This is a genomic window from Cellulomonas sp. Leaf334 (assembly GCF_001424195.1).
Lineage (GTDB): Bacteria > Actinomycetota > Actinomycetes > Actinomycetales > Cellulomonadaceae > Cellulomonas.
In genome coordinates this window covers 1,886,306-1,904,445 of sequence record NZ_LMOO01000001.1, presented here as the reverse complement: position 1 = coordinate 1,904,445, position 18,140 = coordinate 1,886,306, and the positions used below count along the sequence as shown (strand labels likewise).

Here is an 18,140-nt window from a genome sequence, read left to right as displayed (position 1 = left end):
GGCATGCGGCGACCGCCTCAGCGATGTCGTGTCGCCGCGTCGCCGCAGGTGGAGAGATCGCCGGGTTGCACGAGCCGGTCAGCGGGAGGTGTCGGTGCAGGCACGTCGAGTCACAGTCAGATGGATGTTGACAGCACGTGCGGCGGGTCGGGCATCGTCGCGGCGGCGGACGAGCGCACGCACCGGCGTCTGCTGGACCTCGTGCCGGCCGCACCTCGCTAGGACGCCAGCTGCTCCGGTGCTCGGGCCTCGCTGATCTCCGCCCAGACCGCGTCCAGGGAGAGTCCGAGGACGGCGGCGATCGCCGCGATCGTCGGGAAGGCGGGCGTCGCGACGCGGCCGGTCTCGATCTTGCGGAGGGTCTCGGGCGAGACGCCGGCATCGAGTGCGACGTCGAGCATCGAGCGATCTCCGCGGGCGCGACGCAACAGGGCACCGAGACGGCGTCCGCGCTCGAGCTCCTCGGGGGTGAGCGGCAGCCTGACCATGGGCACGATCGTAGCCGGGATAATATGGCCGGGATAGTTATTGGTACCCCCGTGAAGGACGCAACATGATCGAGATCCTCAGCCCCGCCGAGCTGGCCCGCGCACGGGAGTCCGGCGCCCTGGTCGCGCACATCCTCCGGACGCTGACGGAACGCGTGACGGTCGGCACGAACCTCCTCGACCTCGACCGGTGGGCCCGGACGATGATCGTCGAGGCCGGGGCGGTGTCCTGCTACGTCGACTACGCGCCGACGTTCGGGCGCGGCCCGTTCGGCCACTACATCTGCACCTCGGTCAACGACGCCGTGCTCCACGGCCGGCCCCGCGACCAGACCCTCGCCGACGGCGACCTCCTGACCCTCGACCTCGCCGTCTCCACGGGCGGGATCGCCGCCGACTCCGCCGTCAGCGTCCTGGTCGGCCAGTCACGACCGTCGGAGAGCGTCGCGATGATCGACGCCACCGAGCGCGCCCTCGCAGCCGCGATCGCCGTCGCCCGGCCCGGCGCCCGCATCGGCGACCTCTCCCACACCATCGGCTCCGTGCTCAGCGAGGCGGGGTACCCGGTCAACACCCAGTTCGGCGGCCACGGCATCGGTTCGACGATGCACCAGGACCCGCACGTCGCCAACACCGGTCGGCCCGGCCGCGGGTACACGCTGCGCCCCGGACTGCTGCTCGCGCTCGAGCCGTGGGTCATGGCCGACACCGCCGAGCTGGTCACCGACCCCGACGACGGGTGGACGCTGCGCAGCGCGACCGGCTGCCGCACCGCGCACAGCGAGCACACCATCGCGATCACCGACGACGGCGCCGAGATCCTCACCCTGCGGAGTGAGTCGGCCCAACGACCAGACGACGTGACCGGTATGTCGCTCACGTGACCGATCGAGCGCTCACGTGCAGGCGACGGCGACCTCCCGGGCGACCTGGTCGGGCGTCAGGTGCGTCGTGTCGACGACCTCCGCGTCGGCGTGCAGCCACGTCCGGGCCGCCTCGGCGTAGGGCTCGAGGTACTGGTGCCGGAACGTGGACGGACCCATGACCGCGTCGCCGTCGATCCGCGCGCGCAGGGTGTGCTGGTCCGCATGCAGGACGAAGTGCCGCACCGGGATGCCGTGCGCGGCGAGGCCGGCGCTGATCTCCCGCCAGTACTGCTCGACCAGGACCGTCATCGGCATCACGAGGGTTCCACCCGTGTAGTCGAGGACCCGGCGGGCGGTCTCGACGACGAGCGGTCGCCATGGCGGCCAGTGCTGGAAGTTGTCGGTGTCCGGCAGCCCGGGCGTGATGTCCATGAGCGTCTCGCCGACCTTCTCGGCGTCGAGGATCCGTGCGTCCGGGAGCAGGGGCTGCACGAGGGCGCTCACGGTCGTCTTGCCTGCGCCGTGCGTGCCGTTGAGCCAGACGATCATGGCCCCGAGGCTAAGGGAGGCTCCGCTCCGCGCGTCAGCGCGGGAACGTCCTCGCGAACACACCCGCGAGCGCCCGGTGGCCGTCGCCGTCCGGGTGCACGCAGTCCGCACCGCCGACGAAGTCCCCGGCGCCGAGCGTCCCGAAGGTGTCCACCACGACCGCGCCGTACCGGTCCGCGACCTGGCGCAGCCGGTCGTTGAAGCCGAGCGGCATCGCACCGAGGCCGATGTCGCCGCCCTCCAGGATGAAGTCGCCGAGCACCCGGGCGGTGTCCGGGTTCCCCGCACCGAGGTCGCAGAACGGCAACGGGTTGTAGTACGTCATCGCGAGGATCACGGTGCCCGGGCCGGCCGACTCCCGCAGTCTCGCGAGGATCTGGTCGTACCGGTCCTCGAACGCGGTGAACGTCGCGTCGAGCGCGGGCACGCAGGAGCCGGTCGGCGGCACGCACGCCGCCACGGCCGGCCCGTACAGGTCGTTCCCCCCGACCGAGACCGTGACGACCTCCACGTCGTCGCGGGGCGACCGGTTGCCGTTGCGCGCCTCGATCAGCGCCACCGCCTGGTCGAGCTGGTCCCCGGGCTGCAGGACCGTGGCCGTCGTGACCCCCGCCGCGACTCCCGGGATGCCGGTCCGCGACAGGTTCACCAGCTCCAGGGCGTGACAGCTCCTCCCCGGGCCACGGTGGTGGTGCGGGCGTCCCGGCGAGCAGTCGAGCTCGTGGCGGAGCACCCGGTGGTACTGCGCGACGAAGCCGCTGGCCTTCCAGCGCGCGGCCGTGGTCGGGAAGTCCACCGCGGGCGGCACCGACTGCTGACCCGCCGGCAGGGAGTCGCCGATGACGACGTGCACCGGATGGCCGCGGTGCGGCTGCCCTCCCGGCGGTGTCGCCATCGCCGACGACCCCGCGAGCACGAGCAGCACGGTCACGAGCCCGGTCAACCACGAACGCCTCACGGTGAGCCCCCTCGTCCCGGTGCGACCGCTCCACGCTACGCCCGGCGGGTGCGAGCAGCAGGACCAGGCCGTCCGCTACGGCGCTGCCCGCTCCAGCACCGTGCGCAGGAGCCGGTCCAGGGCCGGGTGCGCGAGCTCCCCCGTCGGCAGGTCGTCGACCCCGAACCACGCGAGCGCGTCGTGCTCCTCGGGCGACAGGTTCACCGGCGTCCCGACCCACTCCGTGACCAGCCACAGGTCGATCACGACGGCGGGATCACCGGACACCCGCACCTGGTCGTGCTCCCGCGCCGACCGCACGGTCACGCCGAGCTCCTCGAGGACCTCCCGCTCGAGCGCCGCCCGGCTCGACTCACCGGGCTCGACGTGTCCTCCAGGGATGTCCCACACGTCCGGGAACCACCGCCGACCCGGGCTGCGATGCCCCAGCAGCACGCGACCCTGCTCGACCAGCAGCCCGCCGACGACGTGGACGGTCGACGGCTGTGCGGAGGTGGTCACGACGCGAGTCTGTCAGCGCGACCCTGCTCCGACAGGCTGACGGGCCGGGTTCACCCCGAGCGGCGCGCCGTCCGACGGACCGTCGACTGGCACAGGTCGCGTCGGGGACGCGGCGGGTCGGTCGCCACGACGGGCACCTCCACGTTCGGCTCGCGCACCACGGACTGCAGCGACACCTGCCCCGCCCGGCCGTGCACCGCGAGGTACGCCTGCGCGACCCCGACGAGCGTCGCGTGGCGGTGGAACCCGTCGTCGGAACGCCCGCGGTAGTCGTGCAGGCCGAGCGCGAGGCTCGTCAGGTCTGGCGCGGTCCGCGCGTGGTCGAGCAGCGACGCGAGGTACAGCAGCAGCTCCACGTCGGGCTGCGGCCCGGCCATGAGCCAGAGCTGCTGCGGCCACGGGCGACGCGGCTCGCCGATGCACACGAGGTCCGCCGCCAGGGGCGACCCCGCCGAGCGCGCCTCGGGCACCTGCACGCGCAGGCTCGACAGGACGAGCGTGACCGTCTCACCCCCGGCGTCGTCGGACACCGCGGTCGGGCGGCGCAGGTTGCGGCTGCGCCAGGCGACCTGCTGCGCCTGCACGGACGACTCACGACCGTCGGCCCACGCGGGCTCGGTCACGACGAGCTCCTGGTCGGCCGCGATCCGCAGCGCCGTCGGAACCTGCGGCCCGAGCCTGCGCAGCACGGCCCCGACGGAGAGCCCGCGCGCGTCGACGACGAGCGGGACCGGGGTACCGGACGCGGGTGCGGCGTCGAGGTAGGCCTCGACCAGGGCGACCTCACGACGCCGGGCGACCCGGAAGTCGGCGCCGACGACGCGCGCGGCGTCGGGGCTGCGCCACCACGACAGCGGCAGGACGGCCCGGTCGGTGGCGGCCCAGAGGCCGAACGCCTGCGGGCGGCCCCCCACCGGCTCGACGTCTGGGCGCCCCGCCGCGGGCGTCTCCCAGGGCTGCACGACGAGCGCGTGCGCGGTCCGGTCGACCGACAGGTGCCGCGCGAGGGCCTTGCGGACCGACCGCCACGGCCAGGTGGACTCGCTGACGAAGTGGTGCAGGCTCTGCTCGTTCACGTCCGACCCGGCCGCCGACGCGATGTTCCGCAGGGACTTGCGCCCGCCGGCGCGCAGCAGCCCGGCGACGTAGGCGCTCGCCTTGTGCTTCTGGTCGCGGCGCGGCAGCGGTGCGAAGACCTGCTCGCAGAACCGTTCGAACTCCGGTCGGCCGATGAGATCGGCGGTGACCAGCGGCGTGGACGACGGGCGTGGCATCGATGCAGTCCCCCTGCAGTGTGTCCCGACCCTGGTCGGGACGGCTCAGACGGTGGCGTGGCGCACGTCAGGCGGTCGGCACGACCAGACCCCGTGCGCGGATGACCTCGTTGAGGTCACGCAGGTCGATCGTCGGGACCTCGGCGAGCAGGTCGACCACCGGGTCCCGGTACTTGTCCGCCATGTAGCGGTAGTTGGAGACGACGTCGTCCTCCCGGTCGGCGTAGCGCTTCGGGTGCGGCAGGTGGACGGCTCGCGCATCGCGGTCGACGACGAACCGGGCGCCCGCGCGGTGCAACCGGAGCGCGACGTCGACGTCCTCGGCCCCCCAGGAGGTGAACGCCTCGTCGAACATCCCGACCTCGCGCAGCTGTGCGGTGGAGGCGGAGGTGTTGCACGTCCAATAGAGGAGCCACGGCGCGGGCAGCCCGGCGATGTCGTCGTCGTAGCGGGCGTAGGAGCGCTCCCGCATGTCGGGCCACAGACCGGTGCGGGCGAAGCGGTCCATCGTGCCGTCGAGGTCGGTGAGGTCGATGTCCGCCCGGATCTGCGCGGCCTCGACGTCGTCCTGCTCGAACCCGTACACGTAGCCGACGACCGCGACGGGCTCAGGCGTGCTCTCGTGCGCGCGTAGATGGGCAGCGACGCAGGACCGCCCGAGCGCGACGCCCGAGTCGACGAACACGCAGACGTCGCCCGTCGCGGCCCGGATGCCGAGGTTGCGGGCGGCGGCGACGCGGTAGCCCTCGTCGGGCTGGAACAGGTACCGGGCCCCGAGCGACGGGCTGAAGCGCTCGACGACCTCGCGGGTGCCGTCGGTGGAGCCGTCGTCGACGACGACGACCTCCAGGCGGTGCCGGGCGACGTCCTGGCGCTCGACCGACTCGAGCGTCCGGGCGAGCAGGTCGGCGCGGTTGTAGGTGGGGACGATGACCGTGGCGGTCAGCTCGGAGGTCATGAGGCGCTCTCTGTCGGGCGGACGAGGGGTCGGGCGGCCGGCAGCCGGGGCTCGACGACGAGGACGAGCATCAGTGCGGTGACGCTCAGCAGGCTGCCCATGAGCGGCACCCCCTGCACGCTCCACGTCGCGAGCACCTGACCACCGAAGAAGGCACCTGCGGCGATGCCGATGTTGAACGCGGTGCTCACGGACGCCATCGCGATGTCGGTGTTCCCGGGCGCGAGCTGCAGCCCGCGGTGCATGAGCGTCGCCGCCATCGCGCCGAAGCAGCCGCCGGTCAGGGCGACGCACGCGACGACCAGCGCGGGTGTGGAGCCGAGCGCCCACAGCCCTGCGTGCGCGACGGCGAGCCCGGCGAGGACCACGACGAGGCACTCCCAGGGCCGCCGGTCCAGGAACCGTCCGACGACGGTCGTCCCGACGACACCCGCGGCACCGGACACTCCGAGCAGCAGGCTCAGCGAGTTCTCCGCGAACCCGGCGTGGTCCAGCACGTAGGGCGCGATGTAGGTCAGCACGCTCATGCCCCCGGCGACGGCCAGGCAGGTCACGACGAGCAGCAGGGCGAACCGCGGCCGGCTCGGGCTCGTCCCCGCGGCGGCGCCGCCCTGCTCGGGCGAGTACGTCGGGAGCAGGGCGAAGACGCACAGGGCGAGACCGACGCTCACGCAGCCGAGGACGGCGAACGGCACGCGCCAGTCGGTCTGCTGGGCCAGGAACGTCCCCAGCGGCACCCCGAGCACCGGTCCGAGCGCACTGCCGATCGAGAGCCGCGCGACCATCCGCCCGCGGACCTCGGGCGGGAACAGACCCGTCGCGGCTGCGGCGGCGACGGACCAAAACAGCGCGTGGCTGAGTCCGCTGAGGACGCGCGCGCCGACGAGTACCTCATACGTCGGCGCCCAGGCGGCGAGGAACGTCGCAGCGCTGAACACGGCGAGCGTCAGCGTCAGCAGCCCGCGGCGCGGCACCCTGGCCGTGATCCGCGTGAGCGGCAGCGAGAACACCACGACGACGATCGCGTAGGCCGTGACGATCTGGCCGGTGCGCGACACGGGCTCGCCGAGACCCTCGGAGATCATGGTGAGCATGCCGCTCGGCAGCGTCTCGGTGGTCACGAAGCAGAACGCGCCCCCGGCGAGGACGGCGAGCGCGAGCGCGGCACGGCGCGGCGACACGACGGGTGGTCCGGCGACGGTGGTCGTCTCGGTCCGGGACATGGGTGGCCTCCTGGCAGGGTGCGGGACGCAGGCGTCCGGCTTGAACGGGTCAGGGTGCCGGTCAGGCGGCGGGCTTCTCCTGCCGGGCGGTGCGCAGCGCGCGACCCCACCACACGAGCTGGTCGAGCATCGACTTGGCGGCACCCTCGTGGCGCTCCGGGTCGACGAGCCGGCCGTCCTCGTCGAACCTGTCCCATACGCCCGCGAACACGATCTGCTCCCGGAGGGTGACGACCTGCAGCTCGGCGAAGACGGTCCGCAGCTGCTGCACGGACCGGCAGCCACCCGCGAGCCCCCCGTACGAGACGAAGCCGACCGGCTTGGCCTCCCACTCCGCGAGCACCGAGTCGATGGCGGTCTTCAGGTACCCCGGGTAGCCGTGGTTGTACTCGGGCGTCACGACGACGAACGCGTCCGCCGCACCGACGCGGCGGCGCAGCAGCTCCGTGTCGCCCGATCCGTCCAGCGACGCCGGGATCGACAGGTCCGCGAGGTCGATCACGTCGAGGTCGAAGCCGCCGTGCGCCTCGATGCGCTCACGTGCCCACCCGGCGACGACGGGTGCGAACCGCTCGGCGCGGACGCTGCCGATGATGAGGGCGAGAGTCAGGTCGGTGTGCATGGTGTCCCCCTGCGGTGGTGCGCCGGCGTCAGGCCGGGGCGGGTCGGGCGCTCGCGCGGACGACGAGCTCGGTCGGCAGCGTCACGCGGGTCTGCGTGGTGGTCGGGTCGGTGAGCATCCGGGCCATGACCCGGCCCTTCTCCCGGACGGGCTGGCGGACGGTCGTGAGGCCGGCCTCCCGCGCTCGGGGCACGTCGTCGAAGCCCGTCACGGACACGTCCGTGATCCCCCGCTCGTGGAGCAGCTCCAGCGCGCCGAGGGCCAGCACGTCGGTCACCGCGACCAGCACCGTCGGGCGCACGGCGCACGCGAGGGCAGCGGCGGCGGCGGCACGGCCGGACGCGACCGTGTTCTGGCCCGCGCTGACCGTGACGACGTCGGCCTCGTCGCCGAGCCCGTCGCGGACGCCGAGGGCCCGCAGCCGTGCGTACGGGAAGACGCGGTCGTCGCTGCCGCCCAGCACCGGGTCGCCGTCGTCCATGCTGTCGGCGAGGACGACGCACCGGCGGTGGCCCAGGCCGCGCAGGTACCGGCCGAGCTCCGCGGCCGCCTCGCGGTCGTCGACCAGGACGCACGGACCGGTCGAGTCGACGGTGCTGACGACGGGGATGCCGCGCTCCGCCAGCACCCGCAGGACCGGGTGGGACCCGTCGACGCCGTCGGCGATGGCGCCGTCGAGCACCGCCTGGCGCACGCCCTGCACGAGGCGCAGCTCCTCGTCGCGCGAGTAGACCTTCGAGATGCTGTGCGGCCCGACCGGCATGAGCAGGACGTTGGTGGACGAGCTCGTCGCGACCTCGGCGACGCCCGTGAGCAGCTCGGTGCAGTACGGGTCGGAGAAGGCGTACGTGAGGTCCTGCGCGAACAGCACCCCGATGGAGCCGGTCCGGCGGCTGCGCAGCGAGCTGGCCACGGGGTTCGGCCCCGGGTACCCGATCTCGGCGGCGAGGTCGAGGATCCGCTCGCGCAGCGCGACGGAGAGCTGCTCGGGACGGTTGTAGGCGTTCGAGATCGTCGACGGCGAGACACCCGCGGCGGCCGCGAGCGTCTTCAGGTTCGGACGGTCGCTCACCGGGCCTCCTTCTGGATCGATCTACTAGAACGAACTACTAGATCGTTCCAGAAGACCCTGACCAGGTCAACGTGACAGAACGCGGGCGCCCGGCCCCGCCGCGCCGGACCCGCCCGTACGGTGGGCGACCGGATTCGCGCGACCCGAGGAGACCAGCCGTGGCGACGTTCGTGTGGGCCTGCTTCGACGGCGGCGGCAACGTCCCGCCCAGCATCGGCATCGGTCGTGAGCTCGTCCGCCGCGGGCACGACGTGCGCTTCGCGGGGAGGCCTGAGATGGCCCCCCGCGTGCAGTCGGCCGGGATGCGGGCGCACGTGCTGCCGTCGTCCTACCGGCACGCCGACCAGTTCGGCTGGCACCCCCGCGGGCGCCTCTTCAGCTACCTCACGTCTCCCGCCGTCGGGCAGGACGTGCTCGACCTGCGACGGGACCTGCGCGCCGACGTGCTCGTCGTCGACGCGATGTTCGGCGCCGCGCTCGACGTCACCCCGGACAGCGACGTCCCGACGGCCGTCATGCTGCACACCTTCCTGCACCGCACCGTGGACGGCTGGGAGGTGCTCATGGGCGGCCAGGCCGAGGCCCGTGAGCGCTCCGGCCTCGGCACGATGCCCGACCTGCGCACACTGTGGGGACGTCCCGACGTCCTGCACGTCAACAGCCTCGCGGAGCTCGACAGCGCCCCCAGCAGCCCGTGGCCCACCGCGGGGCACGGCGCGCCCGTGCTCGAACCGGACGCCCGCGCGCGCGTCGTGCGCACCGACCGTCGCGACGACCGGCCGCTCGTCCTCGTGAGCTTCAGCACGGCGGTCGCCCAGTCGTCGGTCGGCAAGCTCCAGAGCACGCTCGACGCCCTCGCAGACCTGCCCGTGCGGGGCGTCGCGACCATCGGCGCCGTCGACCCGGACCGGCTCCGGGTGCCCGCGTCGGTCCTCGCCGTCCCGTTCGCGGACCACGGCGAGCTGCTGCGCGACGCGGACCTCGTCGTGACGCACGGCGGGCACGGCACGGCCATGCGCGCGCTCTCCCACGGCGTCCCGCTCGTCTGCCTGACCGGCCGCGCCGCGGACCAGGAGGGCGTCGCCGCGCTCGACCAGCCGCGGGTCGCGGCGTTCGTCGAGGAGCGGGGGGCCGGCCTCTCGCTGCCCGCCGACGCACCGGTCGGCCAGGTCCGCGACGCGATCCGCCGTGTCCTGGCCGACCGCGCCTACCGTGACGCGGCCGAGGTGGTCGCCGTGCCGTTGCGTGCCACCGACGGGGCCACCCTCGCCGCCGACCGGCTGGAGGGCCTGCTCGCCGCGTGAGGACGCCCCTCGCCGCGCACGGCCCGCTCGACCGCGTCCCGCAGGAGGCGCTCACCGCCCAGGGTGAGGACCGACTCGGGGTGGTACTGGGCGGTCGAGAAGAACGGGCCGCGCACCGCGTGCACCTGCCCGGACGCCTGGTCGCGCGCGACGGTGATGCTGCCTATCCCCGGTACGTCGAGGCCGTCCGCACCCGACAGCGCCACGTAGCTGTTGTAGAACCCGACCACCTCACGGACCCCGAACAGGTCGATCTCGCGCTGCAGGCCCTGCTGCGGGGTCGGGTGCGTCAGGACGCGCAGGCCGAGGAGCTGCGCGACGACCTGGTGGCCGAGGCAGACCGCGACGAACGGCGCCCGCTCCTCCAGCAGGGCACCCGCCAGCGCGCGCACCCTGCTCACCCGGGGGAGGTCGTGCGACGTCGGGTCGCCCGGTCCGGGTCCGAGCACGGCGACGTCGCCCCCCAGCACGTCGTCGACCGTCGCCTCCTGCCAGGGCACGACGCGCGTGCTCCACCCGACCGACGAGAGCTGCCGCGCGATCATGTGCGTGAACGCGTCCTCCGCGTCCACGACCACTGCGCGGCGTCCACCACCTGCCGCGGTCGCCTGACCCGTCGGTCCCCGCCAGAACCCGGAGATCCGTGCCCCCCGCCGGGCCAGGGCCTGAGTGACGGCGTCCTCCTGGCCGAACCGGGACACCTGCTCCGGCTCGAAGGCCGCGAGGATGCCCGCAGCCTTCGTGGTCGTCTCCGCGACCTCCGCGTCGGGGTCCGAGTGCCGAACGAGCGTCGCGCCGACGCCCACCCGCAGCCGGCCGTCGGCGCGCACGTCCGCCGTGCGGATGAGGATCGCCGAGTCGACCCACGGCGCCGCCGCGGCATCGTGACCCACCAGGGCGACGAAGCCGCTGTAGAAGCCACGGCCACGCGGCTCGTGCGTCGCGATGACGCGACACGCGTTCTCGATCGGGCTGCCCGTGACCGTGGGCGCCAGCATTGTGTCGCGCAGGAGCGTCGCCACGTCGGCCGTGCAGCGTCCCTCGACCAGGTACTCGGTGTGGGCCAGCCGCGCCATCTCGCGCAGGTACGGGCCGCGCACCCGCACGTCACGGCACAGCCGGGACATCATCTTGATCTCCTCGTCGAGCACCATGTTGAGCTCGTCCGTCTCCTTGCCGTCGGAGAGGAAGTCGAGGACGCCGTCGAGCGTCGAGCCCGTCGGCGGGTACCGGTACGTCCCGCTGATCGGGTTCATCGTGGCCGTGCCGCCCTCGAGCGTGACGTGGCGCTCCGGACTGGCGCCGACGAACGTGCGGTCGCCCGTGTGCACGAGGAACGTCCAGTACGCGCCGACCTCCTGGAGGAGCAGCCGACGGAACGCGGCCAGCGCCGACGTCAGCGCCGGTCCGCCGAGCCGGCCCTCCCAGGACCGGTGGACGACGAAGTTGGCGCCCGCACCCGCGGCGATCTCGTCCCGGACGACGGTCCGCACCAGGTCCGCGTACTCGTCGTCGGACACGTCGAAGCCGCCGACGAGCGGAGCCGTCGCGGTGGGCAGGCGCGCGGCGACGTCGGCGACGGGCAGGCGGTCGTACGACTCGACCGTCAGGCACAGGAGCGGCTCGCGGTCGTCGACGGCGGCGAACCCGCGCTCGGTGACCTGGCGGTACGGGACGAGGACGAGGACCTCGGGGTCACCCGGCGTGCCGTCCGGTCCCGACGGTGGTCCCGTCGGGCCGGCCAGCGGCAGGTCCCGCAGCAGCGACGCGGACCGGACCGGCCCGGCGATCACCTCGACGGTCCCCGCACCCCCGGCGGCGGGACGGTGCAGCAGCGCGAACGCACCCGGCTCCCGGCCCAGCACCCGCGCGAGCGCGTCGTCGGGCCGGCCGGGGACCGTCACGCGAAGACCTCGTCGGTGACGACGACAGCCGCGCACCGGTCCGCCGCCCAGTCGAGCGCGAGTCGGTGGAACTCGAGCGAGAAGTCCGCGACCGCGTCCGCGACGACGAACGGCTGGATGTCGTGCTGGAACGCGTCCGCCGCGGTCATGAGCACCCCGACGTGCGCGTAGACCCCGCAGATGACGAGCTGGTCGCGCCCCGCGTCGCGCATCTGCTGGAGCAGCGTCGAGCGGACGAACGCGCTGTACCGCCACTTGGTCAGCCGCCAGTCGCCCGGCTTCGGCGTCAGGCCAGCCACGACGTCCCGGTCCTCCGCGGTGGCGCTCATGCCCGGCCCCCAGACGTCCGCCAGCAGCCCCCGGTCGAGGGGCGTCATGCCGCCGGGCTGCGCCGTGTACGCGACCGGGACGTCCAGCACGTCGGCCCGGGCCCGCAGGAGCCGGACCCGGCGCACCAGGTCGTCGCGGACCACGTCGGGCAGGCCGCGGACGAAGTACTGCTGCATGTCGTGCACGAGCAGGACCGCGCGGGCGGGGTCGACGGTCCAGGGCACCCGAGCGGCCGGGATGGCATCGCGGCCGGGCAGGACGTAGGGCTGCACGGTGGGTAGTCCGGGCATGGCTCCTCCTCGGTAGGGGGTTCGGGAAGGCGGGTGGTTCAGGCTCCGAGCGCGGCGCCGCCGTCGACCGTGAGGGACTGCATGGTCATGTGGCGGGCGTCGTCGGACAGCAGGAACGCGACGACCTGGGCGACGTCCTGGGGGCTCGCGACCCGGCCGAGCGGGATGCCATTGCGGTACGTCGCCAGGTCGCCGTCGACGGTCGCGGACTCGCTGCCGCCCTGCTCCCACAGGGCGCGCAGCATGGGGGTGTCGGTCGAGCCGGGCGCAACGACGTTGCACCGCACGCCGTGCGCCGCCGTCTCGAGCGCGAGGCACCGCGTGAACATCTCCGCGGCCGCCTTGCTCGCCGCGTACACGGACATCCCGGTGCGGGGCACCCGTGCGGCGTTCGACGCCACGGTGACGATCGACCCTCCGCCACGGGCGACCATCCGCGTGGCGACGGCCCGGCACACCAGCACCGTGCCGACGACGTTGACCGCGAACGTCTCGACCACGTCGGCCCGGGAGACGTCGAGCACCGGCGCCGGGCGCAGCACGCCCGCGGCGCTGACGAGCCGGGTCACGGGACCGAGCGTCGCCTCGACGTCGGCGACGAGAGCCTCGACGGCGCCCTCGTCGGTCACGTCGACCACGCGCGTCGTCACGGTCCCGGGCGCCTCCTCCAGCGCGGCGAGACCGTGGGCGTCCCGGTCGACGGCCACCACGTGACCGCCGAGCCGTGCCAGGTGCAGGACGACCGCCCGGCCGATGCCGCCGGCGGCACCGGTCACCAGGGCGACCGGCGTCATCGGCGCTCCAGCAGCGCGACGAGCTCGCGCCGGCGGACCTTCGTCGTGGACGTCGTCGGCATGTCGGCCTGGGCGAGCTCGACGCGGCGGGCGACCGGCAGGTCCCGGACCGCGGCGGCCCAGCGCGCGTCGTCGAGAGGTTCGCCGGTCTGCGTGCACAGCACCGCCGCCGGGCCGTCGTCTAGCTCGACGACGACGATCTCGGCGATGTCCGGCAGGCGGCGCAGCAGCTCGTCCTCGAGCTCGAGGGTGCTGGGCACACCGTCGATGAGGTCGATCTCGCGGTCCTGCAGACGCAGGCGCCCGCGGGGGTCCTTGAAGCCGACGTCTCCCATCCGCCACCAGCCGTCGTGCACCTGCGCCTCCCAGCGCTCGTGCTCGCCGAGGTACGTGACGATGCGGCCGTCGCTCTTCACCTCGATGTACCCGGGGTGCTCCCGGCTCGGCGTCCGCCCGCCCCGGGGGCTGACCCGGATCGCGGTCGACAGCGGGAACCCGCGCCCGACGTTGCGCCCCTCGGGCATGCCGCGCCGGCGGGTGTAGAGCTGGCACGCGATGGGGCCGACCTCGCTCTGCCCGTACATCTGCACGTACACGGCCGCCCGCCGGGACGACGCCGCGAGCATGGCCTCGACGGTCCTCGGGTGCACCGCGTCGAACGTGCTGCTGAACACGCGCGTCCCCGCCAGCGGCCGCAGGGGGTCGTGGGCGAGCGCCTCCCAGGACTTGAACGTGTTGGGGTGCGCCTCGATGAGGCCGGGCCGGGTCCGGGCGAGCAGGTCCGCGACCGCGGCCGGTTCGTCGTCGCGGAGCAGGACGACGCTGTGCCCGTGCAGGATCGCGATGGGCAGGGCGGTGAACAGGCGGGAGTGCACGAACGAGACGTGGATGGCGACGGTCTCGCGGTGGGAGATGAGCCGCGCCAGCAGCGACTGCGGGCGGTACCGCGCCTGCATCGTGCGGCTGGTGTGCACGGCGAGCTTCGGCAGACCCGTGGTGCCCGACGTGTGCGTGACGAACAGCGGGCTGTCGGCGGGGACGTCGACCGCGGGCACCGCGGGCTGCCCCGTGAGCGCCCGGAGGTCCGTGCCCTCGGTCCACGGGCCGACCGTCAGCACGGTCGCGCAATGCTCGCCGATCTCGGCGAGGCCGGGCGTCGCGAGCTTGCTCGGGTCCGTCAGCAGAGCCGGGCGAGGGAGCTTGCGAACGAGGGCGGCAGCCGTCGCCGGGTCCAGCTTGGCCGACAGCAGGACGGGCACGACGCCGATCCGCGCACACGCGCACGCCAGCAGGGTCAGGTCGAAGCAGTCGCTCTTGTAGAGGACGAGCAGGTCCCCCGTGCGCAGGCCGGCCGACCACAGCCGCGCGGAGAAGTCGTCCACCAGCTCCTGGAGGTCGCCCATGGCGAACTCGCGGCGGCCCGGCACCAGGTCGAGGTCGTGATCGAGGGTGAGCCGGGCACGCGGGTTGCGCCGGTGCGCCCGGGCGAACAGCGACCCGAGCCGGATCCCGCGGTTGCCGACACGCTGGTAGATCACGACGCCGCCCCGGCGACCACGTCGACGCGGACGACGCCGGCCTCGACGACGTCCTTGATCCGGGCCAGCGTCCGGCGCACGTCGTCGACGAGCTTCGCACCCCACTCCTCGACGAAGCGCTCGCGGTCCGCCTCGTCGAGCCCGGCGACGATCTTGTGGATCCCCTCGGTCGCCTCGCGCATCACGAAGTCGTGCGTCAGCCGGCAGCCGTCGACGGTCTCCTCGACGACGAAGCCCCACACGCTGCTCTGCGTCGCACCGGTGTGCGTGCGCATGGCCCAGCGGAACGTCGCCGGGGCGTCGGCCTCGACGACCTCCGCCTCGGTGAACCACGTCCCCCGCACGAGCGGCGCCCAGCCGACGACGTCCTCGGCGCGGTAGTTCTCGCCGCGGAAGACGGAGCCGACCGCGCCGGGCTCGCCCGTCCAGGTGCCGCCGCGGCACTCGGGGCTCCAGTCGCCGCTGCGGCCGAGGTCGGAGACGGTCGCGAACACCTCCGCGGGCGACGCGTCGACCTCGATCGATTCCGAGACGGCGAACAGGGGGCTGCTGTCGATGATGGTCATGGCGGACGATCGTGGGCAGAACGGGCACGTGGGACAAGGTCGAGCCGCCCCGCGTGTCAGGTCCACCCCGACCTGACAGGTTCGCGTCCCGACCTGACACGTCGACCGGTGCGACGTGACACCCGCGGACCGGTCGGAGCCGGACCGGCGTGCCCGGTTGGCAGGCTCCCGCCGGTGAGAGCCGCAACCATCGACCGACCCGGGCCCCCGGAGAGCATCCGGGTGCTCGACGTCCCCGTGCCCGTGCCCGGCCCCGACGACGTCCTCGTCCGGGTCCGCTACGGGTCCGTCAACCACGTCGACACGTTCGTCCGCAGCGGCTCCTGGTCGACCCCGCTCGCGTTCCCGTTCGTCGTCGGCCGCGACGCCGTCGGGACGGTCGTCGGGGCGGGTGCCGCCGCACGGGACGCGTTCGCCGACGGGGACGAGGTGTGGACCAACAGCCTCGGCCATGACGGTCGCGACGGAGCGCTCGCGGAGTACGTCTGCGTCCCCCGCGCCCGGCTGTACGCGGTGCCGGTCGGCGTCGAGCCGTGCGACCTGGCCGCGCTGGCCCATCCGGCCGTCACCGCCTGGCTCGCCCTGGCCGACCGCGGGCACCTGCGCGCGGGGCAGCGCGTGCTCGTCGTCGGCGGCGGCGGGAACGTCGGGTGGTCGGCGGTGCACCTCGCCGGCGCCGCTGGCGCGACCGTGCTGACGACGGCCCGACCGCAGGACCACGACGACCTGCGTGCCGCCGGGGCCACGCCGCTCGCGACCGGCTCCCCCCTTGACGTCGCCGTGCTCGGCGGTCCGGTCGACCTCGTCGTCGACGCCGCGGGCCACAACGACCTCGAGTCGTACCTCGACGTCCTGCGTCCCGACGGCCGCGTCGTCCTGCTCGCCGGCATGGCCGCGAGCGCCCGCCTGCCCGTCGGCCGCCTCTACCTGTCCGGTGCGACCGTCACCGGCTTCACGATCTCCCGCGCGTCGGCCGAGGAGCTCGCCGTCGCGGCGCGGCACGTCGCCGACGCCGTGGCGCGCACCGGGCTGCGTCCGCGACGCGTCACGGTCGTGCCGCTCGACGGCGTCGCCGACGCGCACCGCCGGCTCGAAGCGGGCGAGGTCCGCGGCAAGGTCGTCGTCGCGCTGACCGCTCCGAGCACGTCTCCTCGAGGAAAGGGAACCCCATGACCGTCATGCCCATCTGCCGCCAGCCGATCGTCGACTACGCCGGCGGCACCGTGGTGTCGCTGCACGTCACGGGCGTGCTGTGCGAGGACCCGACGGCGTTCCGCGGCGCCTGGCCGTTCGCCCCGGACGGCCTCGGGCACGACTCGCTGCGCCTGACGGGAGCCCTGACCACGCAGGTCGGCGCGGACGGTGCCGCGGAGGTCCGCACGCTCGTGCCGCAGAACCTGGGCACGAGCGCGGTCGACCGGCACCCCGCGCTGCTCGACCGCGAGCTGCACCGGTTCTTCGTCCCGGACGGCACCGCGGGACCGTCGGCGGCGCACGCGACGCTCCTGCTCGCCGCGGAGGACTGGTCGGGGACCACCCGGGACGCCGCCGCGCAGGACGTCATCAAGGCGCTCGCCCCGACGCTTGCCGACGCGATGGGCGCGGTCGTCGGTCAGAGGGCCAAGGAGGACCAGGACGGCGGGATGTTCGGCTGGAGCGTCCCCGGCGTCGACGACACCGTGCGGGGCATCCCGAACGAGGACTTCGCCCCCGTCCAGACGTCGTTCCTGGTCCCGGGCTCGCCCAGCTCCCACGTCGCCGGTCACGAGGTCGTGGTGGCAGGTCTGGGTGGTCGCGCGTACCGCCTGACCCTGCAGTGGCGTGCCCGTCGGCTCCCCGCGGTCGACGACGTGCTGAACCTCCAGGTGCACTACGGCGAGTTCGTGGTCGCCGAGGGCGGCGGCAGGCAGATGCTCGTCGCGAACCGTCCGAGCCCGAGCGACTGGGAGACGTTCGGGCTGGTCCGGCTCGGCGGCGACCGCGTCGCGCTGCTCGCGCCGAACGGCGACTTCCTCTCCGCGGAGGCCGGCGGCGGGCGCGAGATCTTCGCCGGGCGCGCGCAGATCGGCGAGTGGGAGGTCTTCCGCGTCGAGGAGGTCATGACCGACCGGATCGCCCTGCGGGCCTTCAACGGGCACTACGTGTCGGCGTACCACGGCGGCGGGCACCAGCTCGTCGCGAGCCGCCCCGTCCGCGACGAGTACGAGGTCTTCACGCTGCACCGGCCCTGACCGTCGCGACGAGATTCGGGGGTGTGCCCGTGCCGGTGAGCGCCCCGCCCAGGTGACCGTCGGGAAACGGGCCGGTCTCGGTCCGGTGACGATCGAGCCGACCGCACGACAGTCGGCGTGGGCCGGTGCGAGCCTGGCGGGCATGCTCATCCGCACGCGCTCCGCGCTGGTCACGATCGTCGCCGTCGTCCTCCTCGCCTCGGGCTGTGCCGGGCGCTCCGGTGGCACAGCTGCCGAGGACCCGTCGGCGTCCGTGACGCCGACCGCGGCGTGCCCGATCGTCGAGGGCCAGGAGATGCCGGCCGACTGCGTGCCGTACGACGGCGAGGCGGCGATGGCGCAGAACGACGCGTACCGGCAGCGGTTCGAGCCGGACGACGACAGCCGGGCCGAGGTCGAGCCGCAGCGCGTGGCCGCGCAGGACGCCCTGGCCTCCCTGGTCGGCGGCCCGCTGTCCGTCGACGCCGTGCAGGACGCCCTCGAGGCCGCCGGGTTCGACCCCGACGTGCCCTGGGTGGAGGCGGCCGGTGACCCCGCGGCGCCGTCGTCGATCGGCGTGATCATCTCCGTCGGCGGGCTGTGCCTCGTCGGGACGCTGGACCCGGAGCACGCCGAGGTGGAGACCGACGGGATGATCGCCGACGGCGGGTGCGTGCCGGCGCAATGACTGCG

General features: G+C 74.0%; 19 protein-coding genes. 5 read left to right on the top strand and 14 right to left on the bottom strand.

Annotated features, from left to right (window positions below):
- Window positions 1-218: 218 nt before the first annotated feature.
- Entirely contained in the window at window positions 219-488 is a 270-nt protein-coding gene (locus tag ASF78_RS08705; protein ID WP_056586903.1) for a helix-turn-helix domain-containing protein, read from the bottom strand.
- 65 nt (window positions 489-553) lie between these two features.
- Between ASF78_RS08705 and map the strand changes: the two genes are divergently transcribed.
- Complete coding sequence (gene map, locus ASF78_RS08700) at window positions 554-1,372, top strand: type I methionyl aminopeptidase (RefSeq protein WP_056586900.1); 819 nt, start codon at window positions 554-556, stop codon at window positions 1,370-1,372.
- A 12-nt stretch (window positions 1,373-1,384) separates the two neighbouring features.
- Here map and ASF78_RS08695 read toward each other — a convergent pair whose 3' ends face one another.
- From ASF78_RS08695 to ASF78_RS08660, 8 genes are all read right to left on the bottom strand, one after another.
- Complete coding sequence (locus ASF78_RS08695; RefSeq protein WP_056586896.1) at window positions 1,385-1,903, bottom strand: AAA family ATPase; 519 nt, start codon at window positions 1,901-1,903, stop codon at window positions 1,385-1,387.
- Between the two features lie 34 nt (window positions 1,904-1,937).
- Window positions 1,938-2,861, bottom strand: coding sequence for an SGNH/GDSL hydrolase family protein (locus ASF78_RS08690; RefSeq protein WP_156374083.1), 924 nt, complete (start codon window positions 2,859-2,861; stop codon window positions 1,938-1,940).
- A gap of 75 nt (window positions 2,862-2,936) precedes the next feature.
- Window positions 2,937-3,362, bottom strand: coding sequence for an NUDIX domain-containing protein (locus ASF78_RS08685; protein WP_056586890.1), 426 nt, complete (start codon window positions 3,360-3,362; stop codon window positions 2,937-2,939).
- Between the two features lie 50 nt (window positions 3,363-3,412).
- Complete coding sequence (locus tag ASF78_RS08680) at window positions 3,413-4,636, bottom strand: transposase (RefSeq protein ID WP_056586888.1); 1,224 nt, start codon at window positions 4,634-4,636, stop codon at window positions 3,413-3,415.
- Between the two features lie 67 nt (window positions 4,637-4,703).
- Window positions 4,704-5,594 (bottom strand): glycosyltransferase, encoded by an 891-nt coding sequence (locus ASF78_RS08675; RefSeq protein WP_056586887.1) that lies wholly within the window; start codon window positions 5,592-5,594, stop codon window positions 4,704-4,706.
- Entirely contained in the window at window positions 5,591-6,817 is a 1,227-nt protein-coding gene (locus ASF78_RS08670; RefSeq protein ID WP_056586884.1) for an MFS transporter, read from the bottom strand. Before ASF78_RS08670 ends, ASF78_RS08675 begins: the two co-directional genes overlap by 4 nt.
- A 61-nt stretch (window positions 6,818-6,878) precedes the next feature.
- The gene (locus tag ASF78_RS08665) at window positions 6,879-7,439 is read right to left on the bottom strand and encodes an NADPH-dependent FMN reductase (protein WP_056586881.1); all 561 of its coding nucleotides are present in this window, start codon (window positions 7,437-7,439) and stop codon (window positions 6,879-6,881) included.
- Window positions 7,440-7,467: 28 nt separating this feature from the next.
- Window positions 7,468-8,511 (bottom strand): LacI family DNA-binding transcriptional regulator, encoded by a 1,044-nt coding sequence (locus ASF78_RS08660; RefSeq protein WP_056586875.1) that lies wholly within the window; start codon window positions 8,509-8,511, stop codon window positions 7,468-7,470.
- A 158-nt stretch (window positions 8,512-8,669) separates the two neighbouring features.
- Here ASF78_RS08660 and ASF78_RS08655 point away from each other — a divergent pair, with 158 nt between their 5' ends.
- Window positions 8,670-9,815, top strand: a complete 1,146-nt coding sequence (locus ASF78_RS08655) for a glycosyltransferase (protein WP_056586873.1) — start codon at window positions 8,670-8,672, stop codon at window positions 9,813-9,815.
- Here the strand turns inward: ASF78_RS08655 and ASF78_RS08650 are convergent.
- From ASF78_RS08650 to ASF78_RS08630, 5 genes are read right to left on the bottom strand one after another with little or no spacing between them, the layout of a single operon-like run.
- Window positions 9,719-11,719 carry a chorismate-binding protein gene (locus ASF78_RS08650; protein WP_082494874.1) on the bottom strand — a complete coding sequence of 667 codons (2,001 nt, stop codon included), beginning with the start codon at window positions 11,717-11,719 and terminating at the stop codon, window positions 9,719-9,721. The genes ASF78_RS08655 and ASF78_RS08650 overlap by 97 nt on opposite strands.
- Window positions 11,716-12,339 (bottom strand): isochorismatase family protein, encoded by a 624-nt coding sequence (locus ASF78_RS08645; protein WP_056586869.1) that lies wholly within the window; start codon window positions 12,337-12,339, stop codon window positions 11,716-11,718. Before ASF78_RS08645 ends, ASF78_RS08650 begins: the two co-directional genes overlap by 4 nt.
- A 38-nt stretch (window positions 12,340-12,377) precedes the next feature.
- Window positions 12,378-13,133, bottom strand: coding sequence for an SDR family oxidoreductase (locus tag ASF78_RS08640; RefSeq protein WP_056586867.1), 756 nt, complete (start codon window positions 13,131-13,133; stop codon window positions 12,378-12,380).
- A complete protein-coding gene (locus tag ASF78_RS08635) occupies window positions 13,130-14,671 on the bottom strand; it encodes a class I adenylate-forming enzyme family protein (RefSeq protein WP_056586863.1) in 1,542 nt (513 codons plus the stop codon). The genes ASF78_RS08640 and ASF78_RS08635 overlap by 4 nt, the downstream gene beginning before the upstream one ends.
- The gene (locus tag ASF78_RS08630) at window positions 14,668-15,237 is read right to left on the bottom strand and encodes an SRPBCC family protein (protein ID WP_056586860.1); all 570 of its coding nucleotides are present in this window, start codon (window positions 15,235-15,237) and stop codon (window positions 14,668-14,670) included. The genes ASF78_RS08635 and ASF78_RS08630 overlap by 4 nt, the downstream gene beginning before the upstream one ends.
- Window positions 15,238-15,411: 174 nt before the next feature.
- Here ASF78_RS08630 and ASF78_RS08625 point away from each other — a divergent pair, with 174 nt between their 5' ends.
- From ASF78_RS08625 to ASF78_RS08615, 3 genes are all read left to right on the top strand, one after another.
- Window positions 15,412-16,410, top strand: a complete 999-nt coding sequence (locus ASF78_RS08625; RefSeq protein WP_056586858.1) for a zinc-binding dehydrogenase — start codon at window positions 15,412-15,414, stop codon at window positions 16,408-16,410.
- Window positions 16,407-17,468, top strand: coding sequence for a hypothetical protein (locus ASF78_RS08620; RefSeq protein WP_056586855.1), 1,062 nt, complete (start codon window positions 16,407-16,409; stop codon window positions 17,466-17,468). The genes ASF78_RS08625 and ASF78_RS08620 overlap by 4 nt, the downstream gene beginning before the upstream one ends.
- A gap of 85 nt (window positions 17,469-17,553) precedes the next feature.
- Window positions 17,554-18,135, top strand: coding sequence for a hypothetical protein (locus tag ASF78_RS08615; protein WP_056586852.1), 582 nt, complete (start codon window positions 17,554-17,556; stop codon window positions 18,133-18,135).
- Window positions 18,136-18,140: the final 5 nt, after the last annotated feature.